The sequence below is a fragment of the Carboxylicivirga litoralis genome, assembly GCF_025499605.1.
Taxonomy (GTDB): Bacteria; Bacteroidota; Bacteroidia; order Bacteroidales; family Marinilabiliaceae; genus Carboxylicivirga; species Carboxylicivirga litoralis.
The window spans coordinates 47,376-63,372 of the sequence record NZ_JAFMVC010000010.1 but is presented as its reverse complement, the minus strand read 5'-3'; the positions used below and the strand labels follow the sequence as shown (position 1 = coordinate 63,372).

The window sequence follows — 15,997 nt, the reverse complement described above, 5'->3', positions numbered from 1 at the left end:
GATACTATGAGTTTTAGTACTATTTTATTTTAAAAAATGAGATGGTTTCGTTTAGCATTTCAGATTGACGCGACAGTTCCTCGGAGCTGGAAGCCATTTCTTCGGATGATGCTGAATATTCTGATGTAATACTAACCAATGATTGAATGGCTCCATTGATATGATTAGCACCGGCTTCCTGTTCTTTGCTTGAGGCTAAAATCTCCCGAATCATCTGGATGATGTTAGCAATCTCTGGCAGTAGTTCTTCCATGGCTTGCCACGATTTCTCAGCAATTTCCAGGCTGTTAACCGATAGTTCATCAATATCGCCCGCGGCAGCTTGTGTTACCTCCGATAGTTTACGCACCTCGCCAGCTACGACCGAGAATCCTCGACCCGCCTCGCCTGCACGAGCAGCCTCAACCGAAGCATTTAAGGCCAATAGATTGGTTTGTACTGCAATTTCCTTGATTACTGCTACTTTTGATGTAATACTTTGCATGGCCTCCAGGTTTTTCTTAACGGTATCCTGAAGCTCGTTAATGCCTTTTTCAGCTTTGCCTGCTGTTACTTCAGTGCGCGAAGCATTGTTGGCATTCGATTGTATATTCGACACCATCTCTTCAATCGAAGAAGATATTTCTTCGGTGGATGCCGCTTGCGAAGTAGCTCCGTTAGAAATATGCTCGGCCGATTGAGCCATCTGTTCACTGGCTGCCAATACGTTGCCTGAACCTTCAATAATCTCGCCCATTATCTCTTTGAGCTTATTGGTGGTTTTGGCCAGCGATTCCTGCAAAGTGCCAATCTCATCGTTATGTGTTTTCTGAATATCAACCATCAAATTACCAATGGCCATTTCTTCGGTAGTTTTTGAAAGTGCGATGATAGTGGATGCAAAACGTCTTCCTACAAAAATGATTAGACCCGAAAAAACAATCAAAATAAGTAAAGTGATGATAACACTGGTAACAATGCTTTGGCGCATTTGGGCCATTTTTATGTCGTGCTCTGCGTCAATGGCTTTGTCAATATCATCGATATAATTACCAGTACCAACAACCCAGTTAAAAGGTTCGAAGTAGGCGGCGTAACTTCTTTTAGGAGCAGCTTCAGTTTCACCCGGACGAGGAAACCAGTATTCGGTATAACCATCGCCTGTGGTAGCTGATTTAACGATGTCCTGGATTAAATAGTTGCCTTTAGCATCCTGGAGATCCCAGCGACTTTTGCCTTCAACATCTTTTTTACCTAATAGCACCACATTAATACCTTCTTTGGTATCTACCCAGAAGTAGCCATCGTCGCCATATTTTAACTCACGCACAATGTTAGCTGCCAATGTTATACCTTCTTCGTAACTGAGGGTGTCAGTTTCAATTTCGGCATAAATTTCATCTAATAAGCTAATGACGGTTTCTACCTCATGCTTCACTAATTCATCAAAATCATTGCGATGCAGGTTTTCTAGAGTCAGCAAATCATTCTGTTGGGTTTTATAGTTGATGTAATTTGATGGAATAGTAATAGCCAATGCTAAAATCAACAACATCCCTAACGAAAAAACAATAATTTTCGTTGTAATTTTCATAACACACTCAATATAGATTAGTAATAGGCTTTCAATACGAGAATGCCATTAAAAGGTTGTCATTTCTGAATAATTTAAAACTGAAATATATAAGCCGGTTAGAGGATTATACGATGAGAAATCATGAATGATTGATTTAGGTTTTGATTCAATAGTATTAATTGCTTTTCTCTTTTAGTATTAAGTTATCACAAAAGGTGTGATTTACAGCTAATAAGTAGCAAAACAGTTCTTGGTAAGAATAGCGACAGGAAAAAGTGAAAGTTAAACGTGTGCTAGATGATTATTTAATGAAAGGGTGAAAAATATGTCTGTAAATTTCAGATTTCTTGGTCTTATTTACTATTTTGAGCGTCGGTTTGTTTGTTGTTTAATCACAAGAGACCATATAATGAACACGTTAGTTATAAAATCCAATTGATATAAATATGAAGAAATTATTCGAGTTTTTAACTGCTTATTGGCTGATGGGTAGTTTATTACTTTTTTTAGCTGCGGTGCTTGGAGTAGCTACATTTATAGAAAATGATTTTGGCACTAATGCCTCTAAAGCATTGGTTTATAATGCCTGGTGGTTTGAGTTGGTGTTTGTGTTATTGACCATTAACATGGTTGGAAATTTATTAAAGTTTAAAAGTTTTAGCACAAAAAAGTTACCTGGTTTGGTGTTTCATTTGGCTTTTTTAATCATCATTATTGGAGCAGCAGTTACACGCTATGTGGGCTACGAAGGTATGATGCATATTAGAGAAGGAGCCACTTCGAATGAAATATTATCGAGCGAGCAATTTGTGAATGCTTCAATTAAAGCTAACGATTATAGTGCATCAGATGAAGAAAGTGTATTGTTTTCAATCGTTAGTCCTAATGAATATTCTGCCAGCTTTTCAACGCCCAAAGGAACATTAAAACTAAGGAGTGATATCTACATTCCTCAGGCTATGTCGCGTACGGTAGAAAAGCCGGGTGGACAACCTGCTATTAACCTGGTTTTATCCGCTGCTTCAGGGCGCCAAGAGTTTACACTATTCGAAGGGGACGAAGTGCAAGTTGGAGATTACCGTGTGGCTTTTAACCCTGAGAAAGAAGACGGACAGGCACTTATTTTAAGCATAAAAGACGGCATGCCGCATTATAAACCTTCCATTGAGGCCAGAATGATGCAAATGCAAACCGGGACAAGTCAAACTTTTGCTGCCGATTCGATTCATCCCTTGTATAATGGTGTTCTGTATAGTGTTGGAGACTTGCGTATGGTACTGACCAGTTATATGGAAAGTGCAGGCCTTGAGCCAGTTTCAGTAGAAGGTGATCAGGGAAGAGGATTACCCGATGCGATTAAATTTGTGGCCGAGTTGGGCGATAAGCGTAAAGACTTTTTTGTATTTGGGCAGAAGGATGTATTAGGTAAGGCGTTTGTCGAAGAGATTGATGGTGTTCAGTTTAGCGTGAGCTATGGTTCTAAAATTATTCAAATACCCTTCTCACTAAAGTTAAATAAATTTGAATTAGAGCGTTATCCGGGTAGTGAAAGCCCTAGCTCGTTTGCCAGTGAGGTAACGCTTGTTGATGAGCGTACCGGCCTAAAAGAAGATCGACGTATTTTTATGAATAACATATTGAACTACCACGGTTATCGATTCTTCCAATCGTCGTATGATAGGGATGAGAAAGGAACGATATTGTCGGTTAACCGCGACTGGTGGGGAACTTTATTAACTTATTTGGGTTACTTTTTGCTGAGCCTTGGCATGTTTGCTGCGCTGGTTGCGCCTAACACGCGTTTCCGCCAGTTGATAAAGCGTACATCGGAGATCTATAAAAAGAAACAAACATTGACTCTGCTTTTAGTTACTTTGTTAAGCACATCAGCATGGGCCAATGAGTTAAATCCGCCACATAACATTAGCCAGGAAAGTGCCGAAGCTTTCGGTCAATTGTGGGTACAGGATAACGGTGGACGCATGAAGCCGCTTAACACCATGAATAGTGAAGTACTCCGCAAGCTGGCCAAGCACCACACATTTAAGGGCTGGTCGGCAGATAAAGTAGTGCTGAGCATGATGATTGATGCTGCCTATTGGCAAACGATGCCAATGATTACAGTTAAGCACGATGACCTGAAAGGCATGCTACAAATTAGTGGTAAGAAAGCGTCTTTCAAAGATTTCTTTACTGCCAATGGTCAGTATAAAATCCGCAAGCTGGTGGAGGATTCCTATCGTAAGCGTCCGGCTTATCGTAATAAATTGGAGCAGGAAGCGGTTAAGGTTGATGAGCAGATAAATGTGTTTTATATGTCTCAGATGGGAAGCTTCTTAAAGCTTTTTCCTCAGCCAGGTAATCCGCAGGACAGTTGGTTAGCTCCCGGAGCTAAACCAGAAGGTTTCTCTAGTGAAGACAGCTTATTGGTGCGTAATTTATTTGGTATGTACCTCGAAGCTTTGTCATCGGGAAACACAGTTGAGGAGGCCACCTATTTAAAGGCTATAGGCGATTACCAAAAGAAATATGGTAACGAAATCCTGCCATCAGAAAGCAAGAAAAAGATTGAGATATTCTATAACAATAGTTCATTGTTTATGAGTCTGATGCCTTATTTCCTGGTATTGGGATTGATTCTTTTGTTTTTCCAGTTAACAACATTGGTAAATCCGAAATGGCAGTTTAAATGGATTGTGAAAGGTGCTTTCATTTTAATTGTAGTGGCTTTTGCTGCCTATACTTTAGGCTTAGCTCTTCGCTGGTATATATCTGGTCATGCTCCTTGGAGTAATGGTTACGAATCGATGTTATACATTGGATGGAGCACCTTGTTGGCCGGTTTATTATTCAGCAAACAAAGCCCTATAGCATTGTCTGTTTCGTCCTTCTTTACAGGTATTATCTTAATGGTAGCGCATCTTAGCTGGATGAATCCGGAAATCACCAACCTGGTGCCGGTATTAAAATCATATTGGTTAACCATACACGTAGCCATCATTACCGCTAGTTATGGATTCCTGGCTTTAGGTGCTTTATTAGGATTCCTTAACTTGATATTGTTTGGCGTAAAATCGCCTAAAAACAATAAAGCTTTTTCTTTAACCATCGAAGAGTTGTCGTCAATTGCTGAGATGTCGATGACCATAGGTCTTTACTTCTTAACCATCGGGGCTTTTCTAGGTGGTGTTTGGGCCAACGAGTCGTGGGGACGCTACTGGGGTTGGGATCCGAAAGAAACCTGGTCGGCAGTCACTATTTTGGTGTATGCCTTTGTGTTGCACATGCGTTTTATACCGGGTATGAAGGGGTTAACGACTTTTAATTTCTGGTCTGTCATCAGCTTTAGTTCGGTTTTGATGACTTACCTGGGTGTTAACTATTACCTGGCAGGCATGCACTCGTATGCCAAAGGTGATCCGGTGCCAATACCTGCATTCGTGTATTATACTATTGTGGTTGTGGGCGTAATTTCTTTCTTTGCCTATTACAATGAAACCAAGGTGCAAAAAGCGCTGGCTGAAGAGCAAAAAGATGAATAAAAAATAACTATTTAAGTATAACAGTATCATAGAGATGGCTGAAGACTGATGTGTTTTCAGCCATTTTTATTATTTTTTTCTCAAACAAAAGGGGCAAAACCCTTGTTTAGCATACATAACAAAATTATAGAACAAAATGGCAAAAATAACATTTAAAGGAAATCCGGTTAGTACAGCCGGAGATCTTCCACGAGTAGGGGCAGAGGCTCCTGATTTTTCATTAGTAAAAACAGACTTAAGCGAAGTTTCGCTAGCCGATTATAAAGGCAAAAAAGTTGTTTTAAATATTTTCCCAAGTGTAGATACAGGTGTTTGTGCAGCTTCGGTGCGTCGTTTTAATGCGGAAGCTTCAAAGCAGGACAATACTGTTGTGCTTTGTGTTTCACGCGATCTTCCTTTTGCACATGCTCGTTTCTGTGGTGCTGAAGGATTAGATGATGTGGTGTCTTTATCGGAATACAAAGACGAGGTGTTCAGCCAGAACTATGGTGTTAAAATGGTGGATGGCCCATTGGCCGGTTTATTATCGCGCGCCGTTGTTGTTGTTGATGAAAACGGTAAAGTTTCGCATAGCGAGCAGGTAGACGATATTGTTAATGAGCCTGACTATGATGCTGCTTTAAAAGCCTTATAAAATAATTAGTTGTTTAGTTTTATTCTCAAAAAAGCTGCACTGATAAAGATCGGTGCAGCTTTTTTAATAGATTTTTCATGATTTAAAGATATTAGATTACAAACTCAAGACAAAAGATAACTAATCTTCTTTGAGTTTATTTTTTCTAATGACCTATTGGTCTAAAGACCTATTGACCTAACTATATTCCATTCTTAAAGAAATCTTCTTCAGTTAATGTTGTCAAGCGGTTTTCAGCCACTTCTTTCAATTTAATAGCATAGCGTTCATTGCCTTTCTTAGGGTTCAGCTCCTCTGGTAGTACATCAATAAACAATTGGTACATTTCTTTGGCCTTTTTGGGGTCTTTAAGCTGATAATCGTAGATAGAAGCCTGACGATATAAATATTGCGGTTTGTTATCGTATTTAAAAGCCTCGTGATAGTTATTTATGGCTTGCTTGTAATTCCCCATATCAAAATAAATCATAGCCAGTTTAACATTTGTTTTCTCCATCAATACTGGTGATGGCTTAATTAGTTCCATGGCTAAATAGAGGTACATAATCCCATTTTGCGGCTGGTTCGATTGTCCAAGCGAAGCACCTAAGAAAAAGGCAACCTCAGGGTCATCATCTTTTAGTTTGAAGGCCGATTTCAGATATTTAGTTGCATTATCATAATTCTCTAATCGATACGAAGCAATGCCCAGGTGCTTCTTGGTTAGAAACGAACTATCACCTTGTGCCTCCAATCGTCGGAACATGACCAGAACATTGTGGTTAGAGCCATTTTTGAAATTAGCCAGGCCGGCAATCAGCAGGAAGTTTTTGTTATTTTCCAGCTTTTCAATATATGGCACACAAAGGTCGTGGCACTCAACATACATTTTTTGTCTTAAATACAAGTTAGCTAAGCGCACAGCAATCTTTTGATTGTCGGGGTACTGTGATAAAATCATTTTGTAGATTGAGATGGCAGAGTTGGGAACCTTGGCTTTCTCATACGTTTCGGCTAAAAGTGTGTTAACGCTTAGATTGGTTGAATCGTGTTTGGTGAAATTGCCGAGCAAATTAATGTTGGCATCAAAATCTTTATAGAAATGATTGATTTCGGCATATCGCAACAGGTTAATCACGTTGTTAGGTTCTGCATTATAACGATTCTTGCAAATCGGTAAAGCTTTGCTATAGTTACCATTGCTCATGTAGCTGCGGCTTAATAAATCTAATTGTTGAGTTGATAAATTAGTGGAGTCTTTTAGCAAACAATCAATGGCTTTATGAGGATAACCTGTTTGTTGATAGGCAATGGCGAGGTAATAATTATCTGTTGCTGATAGCGAGTTGGCTTTGGGTGACAGCTTTTGAATAACATCGTTGTAACGCGATTCGGCCAGCAAAATCTGAACGTCGCTTTGTGCATTAATACTGTTGATGCTGCAGATAATAAGTGCAGTAATGCCGGCAATTTGGGTCTTAAGGTTCATAGTATTTCAATTTTGTTACTCAAATTAACTAAAACATTAGTTGAATAACAAGTGTTAAGTAGAAAAATACAAAAGGCCACCAGTAATAATTACTGACAGCCTTAGAGTATATACGGAGTCACGAATATTGACTCGGAGATATAGAATTACTTAGGAGCAATTTCAGGAGGGAGTGGTTGAACCGCATCTCCTTCGGGAAGATGTGCAGGTTTCTCGGTGTAAATTGGATTTTCAGGCGAACCATCAGGAGCAATGTATTTGTCATCGCTACCACATGATGTTAAACTTAAACCGACAATAAAAAGACTAACTGCGAAAATTGACTTTAATGTTTTCATGACTCAAAACTTTAAATGATTAATTAAATTTTACATTACAAAGATGTTGTGATGTAACGAGGTATTTTATCCCAAATAAGTCAAGCGCTATCCCATTCAGCTCTTTCGATTGTTTTGTTTAGAGTTTGAATTACATTATTTTTAGAGTTATTCATCGTAAATCAGCAAGATTGGAGCGAGAAGTACTTAATATGCAAGAAGGTCCTGCCACTAACTATATTGATGCTTTGCATCAGAAGTTTGGCGGGCAACGAACATTAGATACTTATTCGATTAATAATGCGTCGATAGCATGTCATCTGACGACTTATGAAATTTATAGAGGAATTGAACTGGTTGTAACAGAGGGCTTATATAACAAAATATTAGAGACCAGGCATATTCCGGATGATGAACCGGATTTTATTCACATCAACATATTTAAAGAAGGGCAATTAACCCGTCATTATTCATCGAAAAAGGAACATGTTGAAGCCGGAACCACAAAAGGTGTATTTGCTCATAATGGTCTATTCCCTTTGGTTACTGAGTTTCCTGCCAACCACAATTTCAAAGCGATTGGCTTTAAGTTTCGGAAAGATGCCCTAATGGAGTTAATGCCTGAAGCCATCGAAACCTATCATACTTTGTTTGGTGATCATAACCCGATTACTTATCATGCCAGTTTGCCAAAGGAGATAGAACGGATAACAGACGATATTTTTTATTTCAGAGAGAGTGAGTTTGGTAATCGTTCATTGGTTATAGCAAGAGGGCTTGAAGCTTTTACCGCTTTATGGATAATGGCAAAAAATCATGCGGTAGCCAATGATTTAAACGGCCTGCATGCTGACGATTATAAGCGTCTGTTGAATATTAAGAAAAAGCTTTTAAGCAGCTTAGAGCAGAAAGTAGTTATTGAAGATATTGCAATTGAATATGGTATAAGCGTGTCGAAGTTGAAGCGTGATTTCAAGACTTTATATGATTGTTCGATTTACCAGTTTTATACACATGCCAAGATGGATGAGGCCTACCGAAGACTTAAATCAGGTGACTACTCCGTAATGGAAGTCGGTTATGATTTAGGCTATCAAAATCTTTCCAAATTCTCATCCATGTTTAAAAAGGTAAAAGGCATTTTGCCTAAAGAAGTTCTAAAATTACCTGATTAATCAGCTTTTTCGGCTAAAGCCAGTATGTAAATTCTTTTCAGTATATTTTACTTTAATAATTAACACTTAATGCTATGTCGTATTTAAGTGTATAGATTCATATCGTTTTCTCGACAAAAACAGAGAGCTCTATCTTACCGATAATAATTAATGAAAACTGTGGAAAGAAAGGCATATTAATGTTAACTGGCTTCAGCCAGTAGCACCATTCGTTGTCTCAGGTTACTTCAGCCCAATACCACTAATTTTCTTATACAAATCCAAGGCATATACATCGGTCATACCCGAGATAAAATCCAATACTGATTGTATTTTCTCGTAAAGTGGCGTCTCTTCATCTGTTGTAAACTGCTCTGGAATAAAAGGTAATAGCATTTTTGAGTAGAAATCCTTCGGGTTGGTAACCGCTTTTATAAACTCTTCGAGCAATGTACCCAATATGCGATATCCGGCTATCTCAATCTCAACCACAGAAGGATGTTTGTAGATGCGTTTAAAGGCGGTTGTTTTGCATGTTTCCATCGCTTCCAATTCGGTACCTGTCAGGTGATCGATTAAGCCACCTTTAAACTGCCCTTCAAGAATGGTTTGATGATTATTCCAGAATATTTCCGTGCAAAGGCCAACCAGTTTGCCAATGACTTTAGCACGTAAAAAGGCCATCTGCTCATTCTTATCCGTCACGTCATTGAATATTTCCTCAATCTTAGTGAACTCATGAGCTTCCTTCTTTTTATCGAAAAAGCCGGTTAGTAAATCATATGTTTCTTCGTAGGAAAGGATTTTCAGCTTGTGGGCATCTTCAATATCCATTACCTGGTAACAAATATCATCGGCAGCTTCAACCAGGTAAACCAGCGGATGGCGGGCATATATCCCTTTTTCTTCGTCAATTAGTTTTAAGCCAAGTGTGTTGGCAATGTGCTGAAAAGTCGTTTTCTCCGATTGGAAATAGCCGTATTTCTTCAGGCCTATACCCGATTCGTAAGGGTATTTAAGGATAGAAGCAATGGTGGTATAAGTCATGGCAAACCCACCTTTGCGACGGCCTTTAAAGGCGTGAGTGAGCATGCGCAAGGCATTGGCATTACCTTCGAAACGGGTGATATCGGTCCATTGAGAAGAAGTGAGTTCCTCCTTAAACTTCAAACCGTCGCCGTTGGTAAAATAATGTCCAATGGCGGCTTCGCCCGAATGACCAAAAGGCGGATTGCCCAGGTCGTGTGCCAGGCAAGCAGCTGCTACCACCGAGCCAATCTCAGCTACCAAATCCGCATTGCCCATGGCAGCTTTGAGTAATCGGGCAGAGATATTATTACCCAACGAACGTCCTACACTGGCTACTTCGAGACTATGTGTTAGCCGGTTGTGCACAAATACACTGCCGGGCAAAGGAAAAACCTGTGTTTTATCCTGCAAGCGACGAAAGGGAGAGGAGAATATCAAGCGGTCGTAATCGCGTTGAAATTGCGTGCGGTCGTGTTTTATCTCTTTCTTATCTTCTTGTCCGGTACGTATGGTTGATAATAGTTGCTCCCAATTCATTTTCACACGAGTCGATTTAAATAGTAAAACCTGTATTGATGATAAATCTGATTGACTGCATCAGATTCTTGGTCAAAACTAGTTAATTCCACCTATAAACAGCAATTTTATTCGTGTATTTACCTGAAATAAGAGGCAGCTTCCATTGCCAGACAGGCCCCCGCTCAGTCAAAACGCTGTTTTGATTTAGGACGAATATTAGAGTATGCAGGAACCCTGACCTTAGCAACGTAAGCGGAGTTTTATGTTAGTTTTTGTCCTGTAGCAAAAAGTGACTCTGGTTTGGGCGAAGCGTCAATATTACTTTCCTTTTGCATTGCCCAAAAGGAACAAAAGTCTAGCCGGAAAGAATTCCCCCGCCCTCTTTCCTTTTACGATTAATTCTAAAGAAGTAAGGTGTTTACAAACACAAAGGCAAGCCCCTTCTTTGAATTAATAAGGTAAAAGGAAATTCACCCTCACACAGGCCATCCCTTTCCGGCCGGCCCCCGCTCAGTCAAATCGCTGTTTTGATTGGTGAATGAAACAGACGGTAGTTTACAAAACTCTGAGTCTTTGCGCTTCCGTATTTATCTTATACGCGTAAATGCGGACAATCAATAAATTTTTGTTTGGTAATCTTTCATGGCTTTATCCAGCTGCCTGGCTTGTCCATTACACATGATGTCGAGTCGGGCCCAAAAGTGTGGACCGTGGTTTTTCTCATGCACATGACACAGTTCGTGTAAAAGTACATAATCTATCAATTCGGCGGGCAGGCGCATCAGGTGAAGGTTCAGGTTAATATTGTTGGTGGCCGAACAGGAGCCCCAGCGCGATTTGAGGTTTTTAATCGTCACATTCTGATAACGAATATTGTGCTGTTGTGCCAGCCAGGCCAGTCGCCCAGGTAAAAAGCGTTTGGCCTCCATGCGCAGCGCCTCTTCAATGCCAAAGCGGATGGTGTCTTGTATTTCGGGCGATGCAACCGGTACATTAGCCGGATAGTAAACCTGCAGAATGCCATCTTTCAGCTGTAAGCGTACTTTAGGATTAGCATGTTGACTGATGCGCAGGGCAAACGAGCGGGTTTGAAAGCGTGTATGCTCATCAAAAATGGTGAGCTTTTGCTCTTTTTCCTCCAGCTTGCGCAGATTCGCCTGAATCCATTCGCGCTTTTCGTGCAAAAAACGGATGCCTTCTTTAATGCTTTCGCCCTGAGGAACAATTAAAGTGACGCCGCTAAAAGGTTTTAAGCGGATGCTGATGCGTCGGGCCTTTGCACTCATTCGAATGGTCACTTCTCCCAACTCCGGTATGTCTATTAATTGTTCGTTTTTCACACTTTTACTTTGTGCTGTAAAAGTAATAAATAATCAGAATGAAGAGAGGAGAGACCCTCTGTTCGGCACGGCAATCGCATTTAAAATTAAGGAAGTGTTTTGCTCGCGCTATACCGACATAGGCAACGCAGTTTGAGGGTGTCCGAAAATAAAAAAAGGAATACGGTCACTGAGCGGAGTCGAAGTGATTATGCATTGAAAATCAACTTTATTTAAATTTCATCTCGACTCCCCTTCGACAAGCTCAGGGAGCAACTCGATGAACGGACTTTTGTTTTTGGACACCCTTTTTGGGCTGTAGGCAATTGAAGCGTAGCGTAAATCGTGAATTCCTTCAAAGGCTAATTTTTATGAACAAAAAGGGGAAGCCTCAACGGCTTGAGTTGAAAAGACAATTTCTTAAATGCGATTGCCGTGCTCTGTTCGGTATGGATTGTATCTATGTCGGCTTAATACGTAGTCTGAGACTACAAAGTAATAGAATCGAATTCGCCGACTTTGCTTAGCAATGATTTAGTATATCTACTTCGATAGCAGATTAAAGAACTTAAGCTTTTCGCTTAATGAAGTTGCTTGTTCCACCATTTGGCCCGAGTTGGAGCTCATTTCCTCCGAAATGGCGGCGTTGTTTTGCGTTGAGCGATTAATCTCCTGAATGGCATTATTAATTTGCGCAGCACCCAGGTTTTGTTCTTCACTTGATGAGGCAATCTCAGCTATCAGGTCAGCATTCTTTTTAATAAGTGGCAAGGTGTGTTGCAACTTTTCCAATGCCAATTCAGCCACTTCATTTCCTTGTTTCGAGAAGTCATCAATTTCTTTAGCAGCTGTCTTGCTTCGTTCGGCCAGCTTTCGCACCTCGCCAGCAACAACGGCAAAACCACGCCCTTCTTCACCGGCTCTGGATGCCTCAACTGCCGCATTAAGTGCCAGCAAGTTGGTTTGGATAGCTATTTCATCAATGACTTTAATTTTTTCATTGATTTGCTGCATGGCATTTAACGCCTGTTGTGTACTAGAAAAGCTTTCGTCTACCGAATCACTTGCTTTTTTTGAGTTTTCTTTTGTGGCAAGGGCATTTTGGCTGTTGGCTTCTATGTTAGCAGCCATCTCTTCCATGGCCGAAGATATTTCTTCCAATCCTGACGCCTGGGTATTAGCAACCGATGAAATTTCAGTGGCTGTCTTATTTAAATTGTAACCCATGCTATTCAAGTCGTTCGCCGATGTGTTGACTTCGTTAATAACAGTCCCAACCTGGCTTTGTAACTCATTAATGGCTTTATGAATTTCATATAATTCACCTTTAATAGGTGCTTTGTATTGCTCTTGTTTAGTTGAAATCTGTCCAGCTGCAATGGCTTTTAACTTCTCCGTTATATCCGCCAGAGGCTTTTTAATTTGCAGATAAACAAGGTATTGAAGAATGATGGTGACCACAATGCCTCCCAGCAAAGCCCCCCAAAACGGATAAGCGTCAGGATGGGTATAATGAATGCGACTGTTCATAACTGTCAGAAAGACGTTAATCATCCACAGGGCACCAATCCTAAAGAAAATACTGCCTTTGTATAATAGTCGAAGGACAAAGTAGCCAATTGAACCTGTGGTTACTAAAATAATAAAGAACCTTACTACAAATGATTCCATAACTTTGTTTTATCTCTCAAATTTAAGTTTATCTTTTCTTTATAGCCAATCTATTGTTTTGTTGTTAATTGACGCTATAGAAAATGAGAAAAGCGCTGCAAAGATAGTAATGCAATCATTTATGGCACTATGATAAATATTAGTTTTGCACCAAAGCACAAAAAAGCCACAACATGTCGTTGTGGCTTTTCGGTAAGTAACATTCAGTTATGTTATTAACCTGATTTCGTCGTAAAATTTCTGATTCAGATCGCTTATAAATTGTGAGTTTCAATCGAAAATTATGAAAGAATAGCGGGCTATTTTGAATAATTTTGGAGAAGAAAATCGCTGTTTATAAGTGAAACATCAATGCTTTGTCATAAAAAATTAATCTACTGCGTTAAATTTTTCGAGCTAGCTCGCTAGCCCTGCAAAATTTGCCTTGTATATCAATTCCTTATGACAATCTGAATTCTGAAATTTAACTCGAACTCAGGTTATTATCCTTTTTTCTCTTTCTTTTCTGAGCAGCATTCTTTCTTCTCTGTACATGCTTTCTTTTCAGAGCAAGCTTTTTTCTCAGAGCAGCATTCTTTTTTCTTCTTCTTGTCCGTTTTCTGTTCTGTTTTTTGTGGTTCCTGGTCAATAGTAGCTGCCATTGCAGGTGAAGCAATTGCTAAAGTAAAAGCAAAAAGGAACGAAAGGATTAATGTCTTCTTCATAATGTTGTGTTTTAAAAATTAATTTCTTGTTTGTGATATACAAATGTATAATTGCATGGAATAAAGGTAAGTTATTGACTTGTTAATCGTTGTTAAGGCGATGTTAAAAGAAGATATTCGAGTCTTTTATTTTGGTATTTTTGAGGCATTAATAAGAATGCGTATTTTTAAGGTGATGGCAAAAATTAAGAAACACTATGTATTATCGATAGCCACATTTATTGGTTTGGCTCTCTTGTTGTTTATACAGATAAACTACATTGTTAGGGCGGCCAGGTTAGAAGAGAAAAACTTTAATCATCGTGTGGTGATGGCTTTAAAGGATGCTCGCGATGAAATTGGGAATCGTTTGTGCCCCGAGATGGATAAGTTTTTATGTGGCAACAACTGCATCAATGCGCGCAAAAAAAGCGTTGAAGTTGATAGCATTATTCATTCGCAGCTCGAGATTTATAATCTGCCACTAAATTATACTTTTGCTGTTACCGACACGATATTAGGAAATAACTCAAGGCTTATTTGGGGGCCTAAATGCTATCAGCAAACTTTAAATGGCTTGTTGGAGCGCGAAGGCATACGTTTACGATTGCAATTCCCCGATCGTAATCGATTTATTTTGGCACAAATGAGTGGACTATTTATGATGTCTATAGCCATCATTCTGTTTCTTCTGGTTTCCTTTATTTTGCTTTTGCGACTGATAAATCGAGAGCAATTGTTAATGGCCCATATGCGTGAGTTTGTAAATAATATGCTGCACGAATTTCAAACGCCATTAGCCAATATTCGTCTGGCGGCCAACTTAATTATAAAGAAAAAAAGTGATGGTGATAAAGCTGAAGGATATGCCCAGGTTGTATTAAATGAGTACAAAAGGATGCAAAATCATGTAGAAGAGATTTTGAAATTATCGTGCGAACCCAACAAAGAAGGAGAATTTAACGAAATAGACCTGCAAAAAGTGATTGAGCAGGTGGTTCAATCGTTTACCTATCGAATAGAAGAAAAGGGCGGAAAGATTAACATGGCGTTAAAAGCATCGAACCATACTTTAAATAGTTATAACAGCAGGTTGTCACTTGTATTATCAAACCTATTAGACAATGCCATAAAGTATAGTGCTGATAGTCCTGAAATTCGATTAGAAACAGCAACGGTTAAAGGCATGCTACAGGTGAAAGTGATAGATAATGGAATTGGTATTGCCAAAAAGGAGTTGCCTTTTATTTTTGATAAGTATTACCGTGTTGGTACTGGCGATGTGCATAATGTAAAAGGTTTTGGTCTTGGGCTGACCTTTGTAAAAAAAGTAATTGAAGAACACAATGGCCAGATAACTGTTGAAAGTGAGGAGGGGAAAGGAACTTGTTTCACCATTTTGTTACCACTTAAGTAATGGCAAAAATACTGTTAGTCGAAGATGATATAAGCATGGGCTTTTTGTTGGTTGATTTTTTGGAATCGAACGGCTTTGATGTGAAGCTCTACAAAGATGGGAAACGAGGTTTGGAAGCGTTCAGAAAAGGACGATACGACTTCTGCATTCTGGATGTGATGTTGCCGGGTATGGATGGTTTTACCATTGCTGAAAACATACGGCAGGAAGATAAGTTGGTACCCATTATCTTTTTAACGGCGCGTTCCATGAAACAGGATAAAATCAAAGGTTTTCAATTAGGGGTTGATGATTATGTGACGAAACCTTTTGATGAGGACGAGTTACTATATCGTATTCAGGCCATTTTAAATAGAATAGAATTGCAAAATGAAATGCCAAAGCCTGAAATAACGAAATTCACCATTGGCAATTATAAGTTCGATTCGGCTAACCAAAGTCTTGAGGGCAATGAGTTCTCAAAACGATTGACTCAAAAGGAAAGCGATGTATTAAAGATGCTGTGCCTTTCAAAGAATGAAATTGTAAAACGTGAAGATATATTAATAGCGGTTTGGGGCGAAAACGATTACTTTCATGGTCGTAGCCTGGATGTGTTTATAGCCAAGTTGCGTAAATACCTGAAGGAAGACGAACGTGTTTCCATTGAAAATGTACCTAAGGTTGGGTTTGTATTAAACGGATAAAGC

General features: G+C 39.4%; 12 protein-coding genes. 5 read left to right on the top strand and 7 right to left on the bottom strand.

The annotated features are described in order from the left end of the window. Positions 1-19: 19 nt before the first annotated feature. Complete coding sequence (locus J1N10_RS10985) at positions 20-1,573, bottom strand: methyl-accepting chemotaxis protein (protein WP_262326754.1); 1,554 nt, start codon at positions 1,571-1,573, stop codon at positions 20-22. Between the two features lie 428 nt (positions 1,574-2,001). On the opposite strand from J1N10_RS10985, the gene ccsA reads away from it, so the two are divergent. Together ccsA and tpx are read left to right on the top strand one after the other, a co-directional pair. Then, positions 2,002-5,097 (top strand): cytochrome c biogenesis protein CcsA, encoded by a 3,096-nt coding sequence (gene ccsA / locus J1N10_RS10980; protein ID WP_262326753.1) that lies wholly within the window; start codon positions 2,002-2,004, stop codon positions 5,095-5,097. Between the two features lie 136 nt (positions 5,098-5,233). After that, the gene (gene tpx, locus J1N10_RS10975; protein WP_262326752.1) at positions 5,234-5,731 is read left to right on the top strand and encodes a thiol peroxidase; all 498 of its coding nucleotides are present in this window, start codon (positions 5,234-5,236) and stop codon (positions 5,729-5,731) included. A gap of 181 nt (positions 5,732-5,912) precedes the next feature. On the opposite strand, the gene J1N10_RS10970 is transcribed toward tpx, so the two are convergent. After that, positions 5,913-7,199, bottom strand: coding sequence for a tetratricopeptide repeat protein (locus J1N10_RS10970; RefSeq protein WP_262326751.1), 1,287 nt, complete (start codon positions 7,197-7,199; stop codon positions 5,913-5,915). Between the two features lie 146 nt (positions 7,200-7,345). Then, positions 7,346-7,537, bottom strand: coding sequence for a hypothetical protein (locus J1N10_RS10965; protein ID WP_262326750.1), 192 nt, complete (start codon positions 7,535-7,537; stop codon positions 7,346-7,348). 170 nt (positions 7,538-7,707) lie between these two features. Between J1N10_RS10965 and J1N10_RS10960 the strand changes: the two genes are divergently transcribed. Next, positions 7,708-8,691, top strand: a complete 984-nt coding sequence (locus J1N10_RS10960) for a helix-turn-helix domain-containing protein (RefSeq protein ID WP_262326749.1) — start codon at positions 7,708-7,710, stop codon at positions 8,689-8,691. Positions 8,692-8,913: 222 nt separating this feature from the next. On the opposite strand, the gene J1N10_RS10955 is transcribed toward J1N10_RS10960, so the two are convergent. The 4 genes from J1N10_RS10955 to J1N10_RS10940 all read right to left on the bottom strand — a co-directional run bounded on the left by J1N10_RS10955 (position 8,914) and on the right by J1N10_RS10940 (position 13,912). Further along, on the bottom strand, positions 8,914-10,236 hold the full coding sequence (locus J1N10_RS10955; RefSeq protein WP_262326834.1) for a deoxyguanosinetriphosphate triphosphohydrolase: 1,323 nt from the start codon (positions 10,234-10,236) through the stop codon (positions 8,914-8,916). Positions 10,237-10,832: 596 nt separating this feature from the next. Then, a complete protein-coding gene (locus J1N10_RS10950; protein WP_262326748.1) occupies positions 10,833-11,558 on the bottom strand; it encodes a M48 family metallopeptidase in 726 nt (241 codons plus the stop codon). A 522-nt stretch (positions 11,559-12,080) separates the two neighbouring features. Further along, entirely contained in the window at positions 12,081-13,208 is a 1,128-nt protein-coding gene (locus J1N10_RS10945; RefSeq protein ID WP_262326747.1) for a methyl-accepting chemotaxis protein, read from the bottom strand. A gap of 482 nt (positions 13,209-13,690) precedes the next feature. Then, on the bottom strand, positions 13,691-13,912 hold the full coding sequence (locus J1N10_RS10940) for a hypothetical protein (protein ID WP_262326746.1): 222 nt from the start codon (positions 13,910-13,912) through the stop codon (positions 13,691-13,693). 100 nt (positions 13,913-14,012) lie between these two features. On the opposite strand from J1N10_RS10940, the gene J1N10_RS10935 reads away from it, so the two are divergent. Together J1N10_RS10935 and J1N10_RS10930 are read left to right on the top strand one after the other, a co-directional pair. Beyond that, positions 14,013-15,308, top strand: coding sequence for a sensor histidine kinase (locus tag J1N10_RS10935; RefSeq protein WP_262326745.1), 1,296 nt, complete (start codon positions 14,013-14,015; stop codon positions 15,306-15,308). Further along, positions 15,308-15,994, top strand: coding sequence for a response regulator transcription factor (locus J1N10_RS10930; protein ID WP_262326744.1), 687 nt, complete (start codon positions 15,308-15,310; stop codon positions 15,992-15,994). Before J1N10_RS10935 ends, J1N10_RS10930 begins: the two co-directional genes overlap by 1 nt. The last annotated feature ends 3 nt before the right edge of the window (positions 15,995-15,997 follow it).

Coding starts and splice junctions, on each gene's coding strand:
- J1N10_RS10985 (WP_262326754.1), bottom strand. CDS start 1,573: ATGAAAATTACAACGAAAATTATTGTTTTTTCGTTAGGGATGTTGTTG.
- J1N10_RS10955 (WP_262326834.1), bottom strand. CDS start 10,236: ATGAATTGGGAGCAACTATTATCAACCATACGTACCGGACAAGAAGAT.
- J1N10_RS10940 (WP_262326746.1), bottom strand. CDS start 13,912: ATGAAGAAGACATTAATCCTTTCGTTCCTTTTTGCTTTTACTTTAGCA.
- ccsA (WP_262326753.1), top strand. CDS start 2,002: ATGAAGAAATTATTCGAGTTTTTAACTGCTTATTGGCTGATGGGTAGT.
- tpx (WP_262326752.1), top strand. CDS start 5,234: ATGGCAAAAATAACATTTAAAGGAAATCCGGTTAGTACAGCCGGAGAT.
- J1N10_RS10965 (WP_262326750.1), bottom strand. CDS start 7,537: ATGAAAACATTAAAGTCAATTTTCGCAGTTAGTCTTTTTATTGTCGGT.
- J1N10_RS10945 (WP_262326747.1), bottom strand. CDS start 13,208: ATGGAATCATTTGTAGTAAGGTTCTTTATTATTTTAGTAACCACAGGT.
- J1N10_RS10930 (WP_262326744.1), top strand. CDS start 15,308: ATGGCAAAAATACTGTTAGTCGAAGATGATATAAGCATGGGCTTTTTG.
- J1N10_RS10970 (WP_262326751.1), bottom strand. CDS start 7,199: ATGAACCTTAAGACCCAAATTGCCGGCATTACTGCACTTATTATCTGC.
- J1N10_RS10935 (WP_262326745.1), top strand. CDS start 14,013: ATGTTAAAAGAAGATATTCGAGTCTTTTATTTTGGTATTTTTGAGGCA.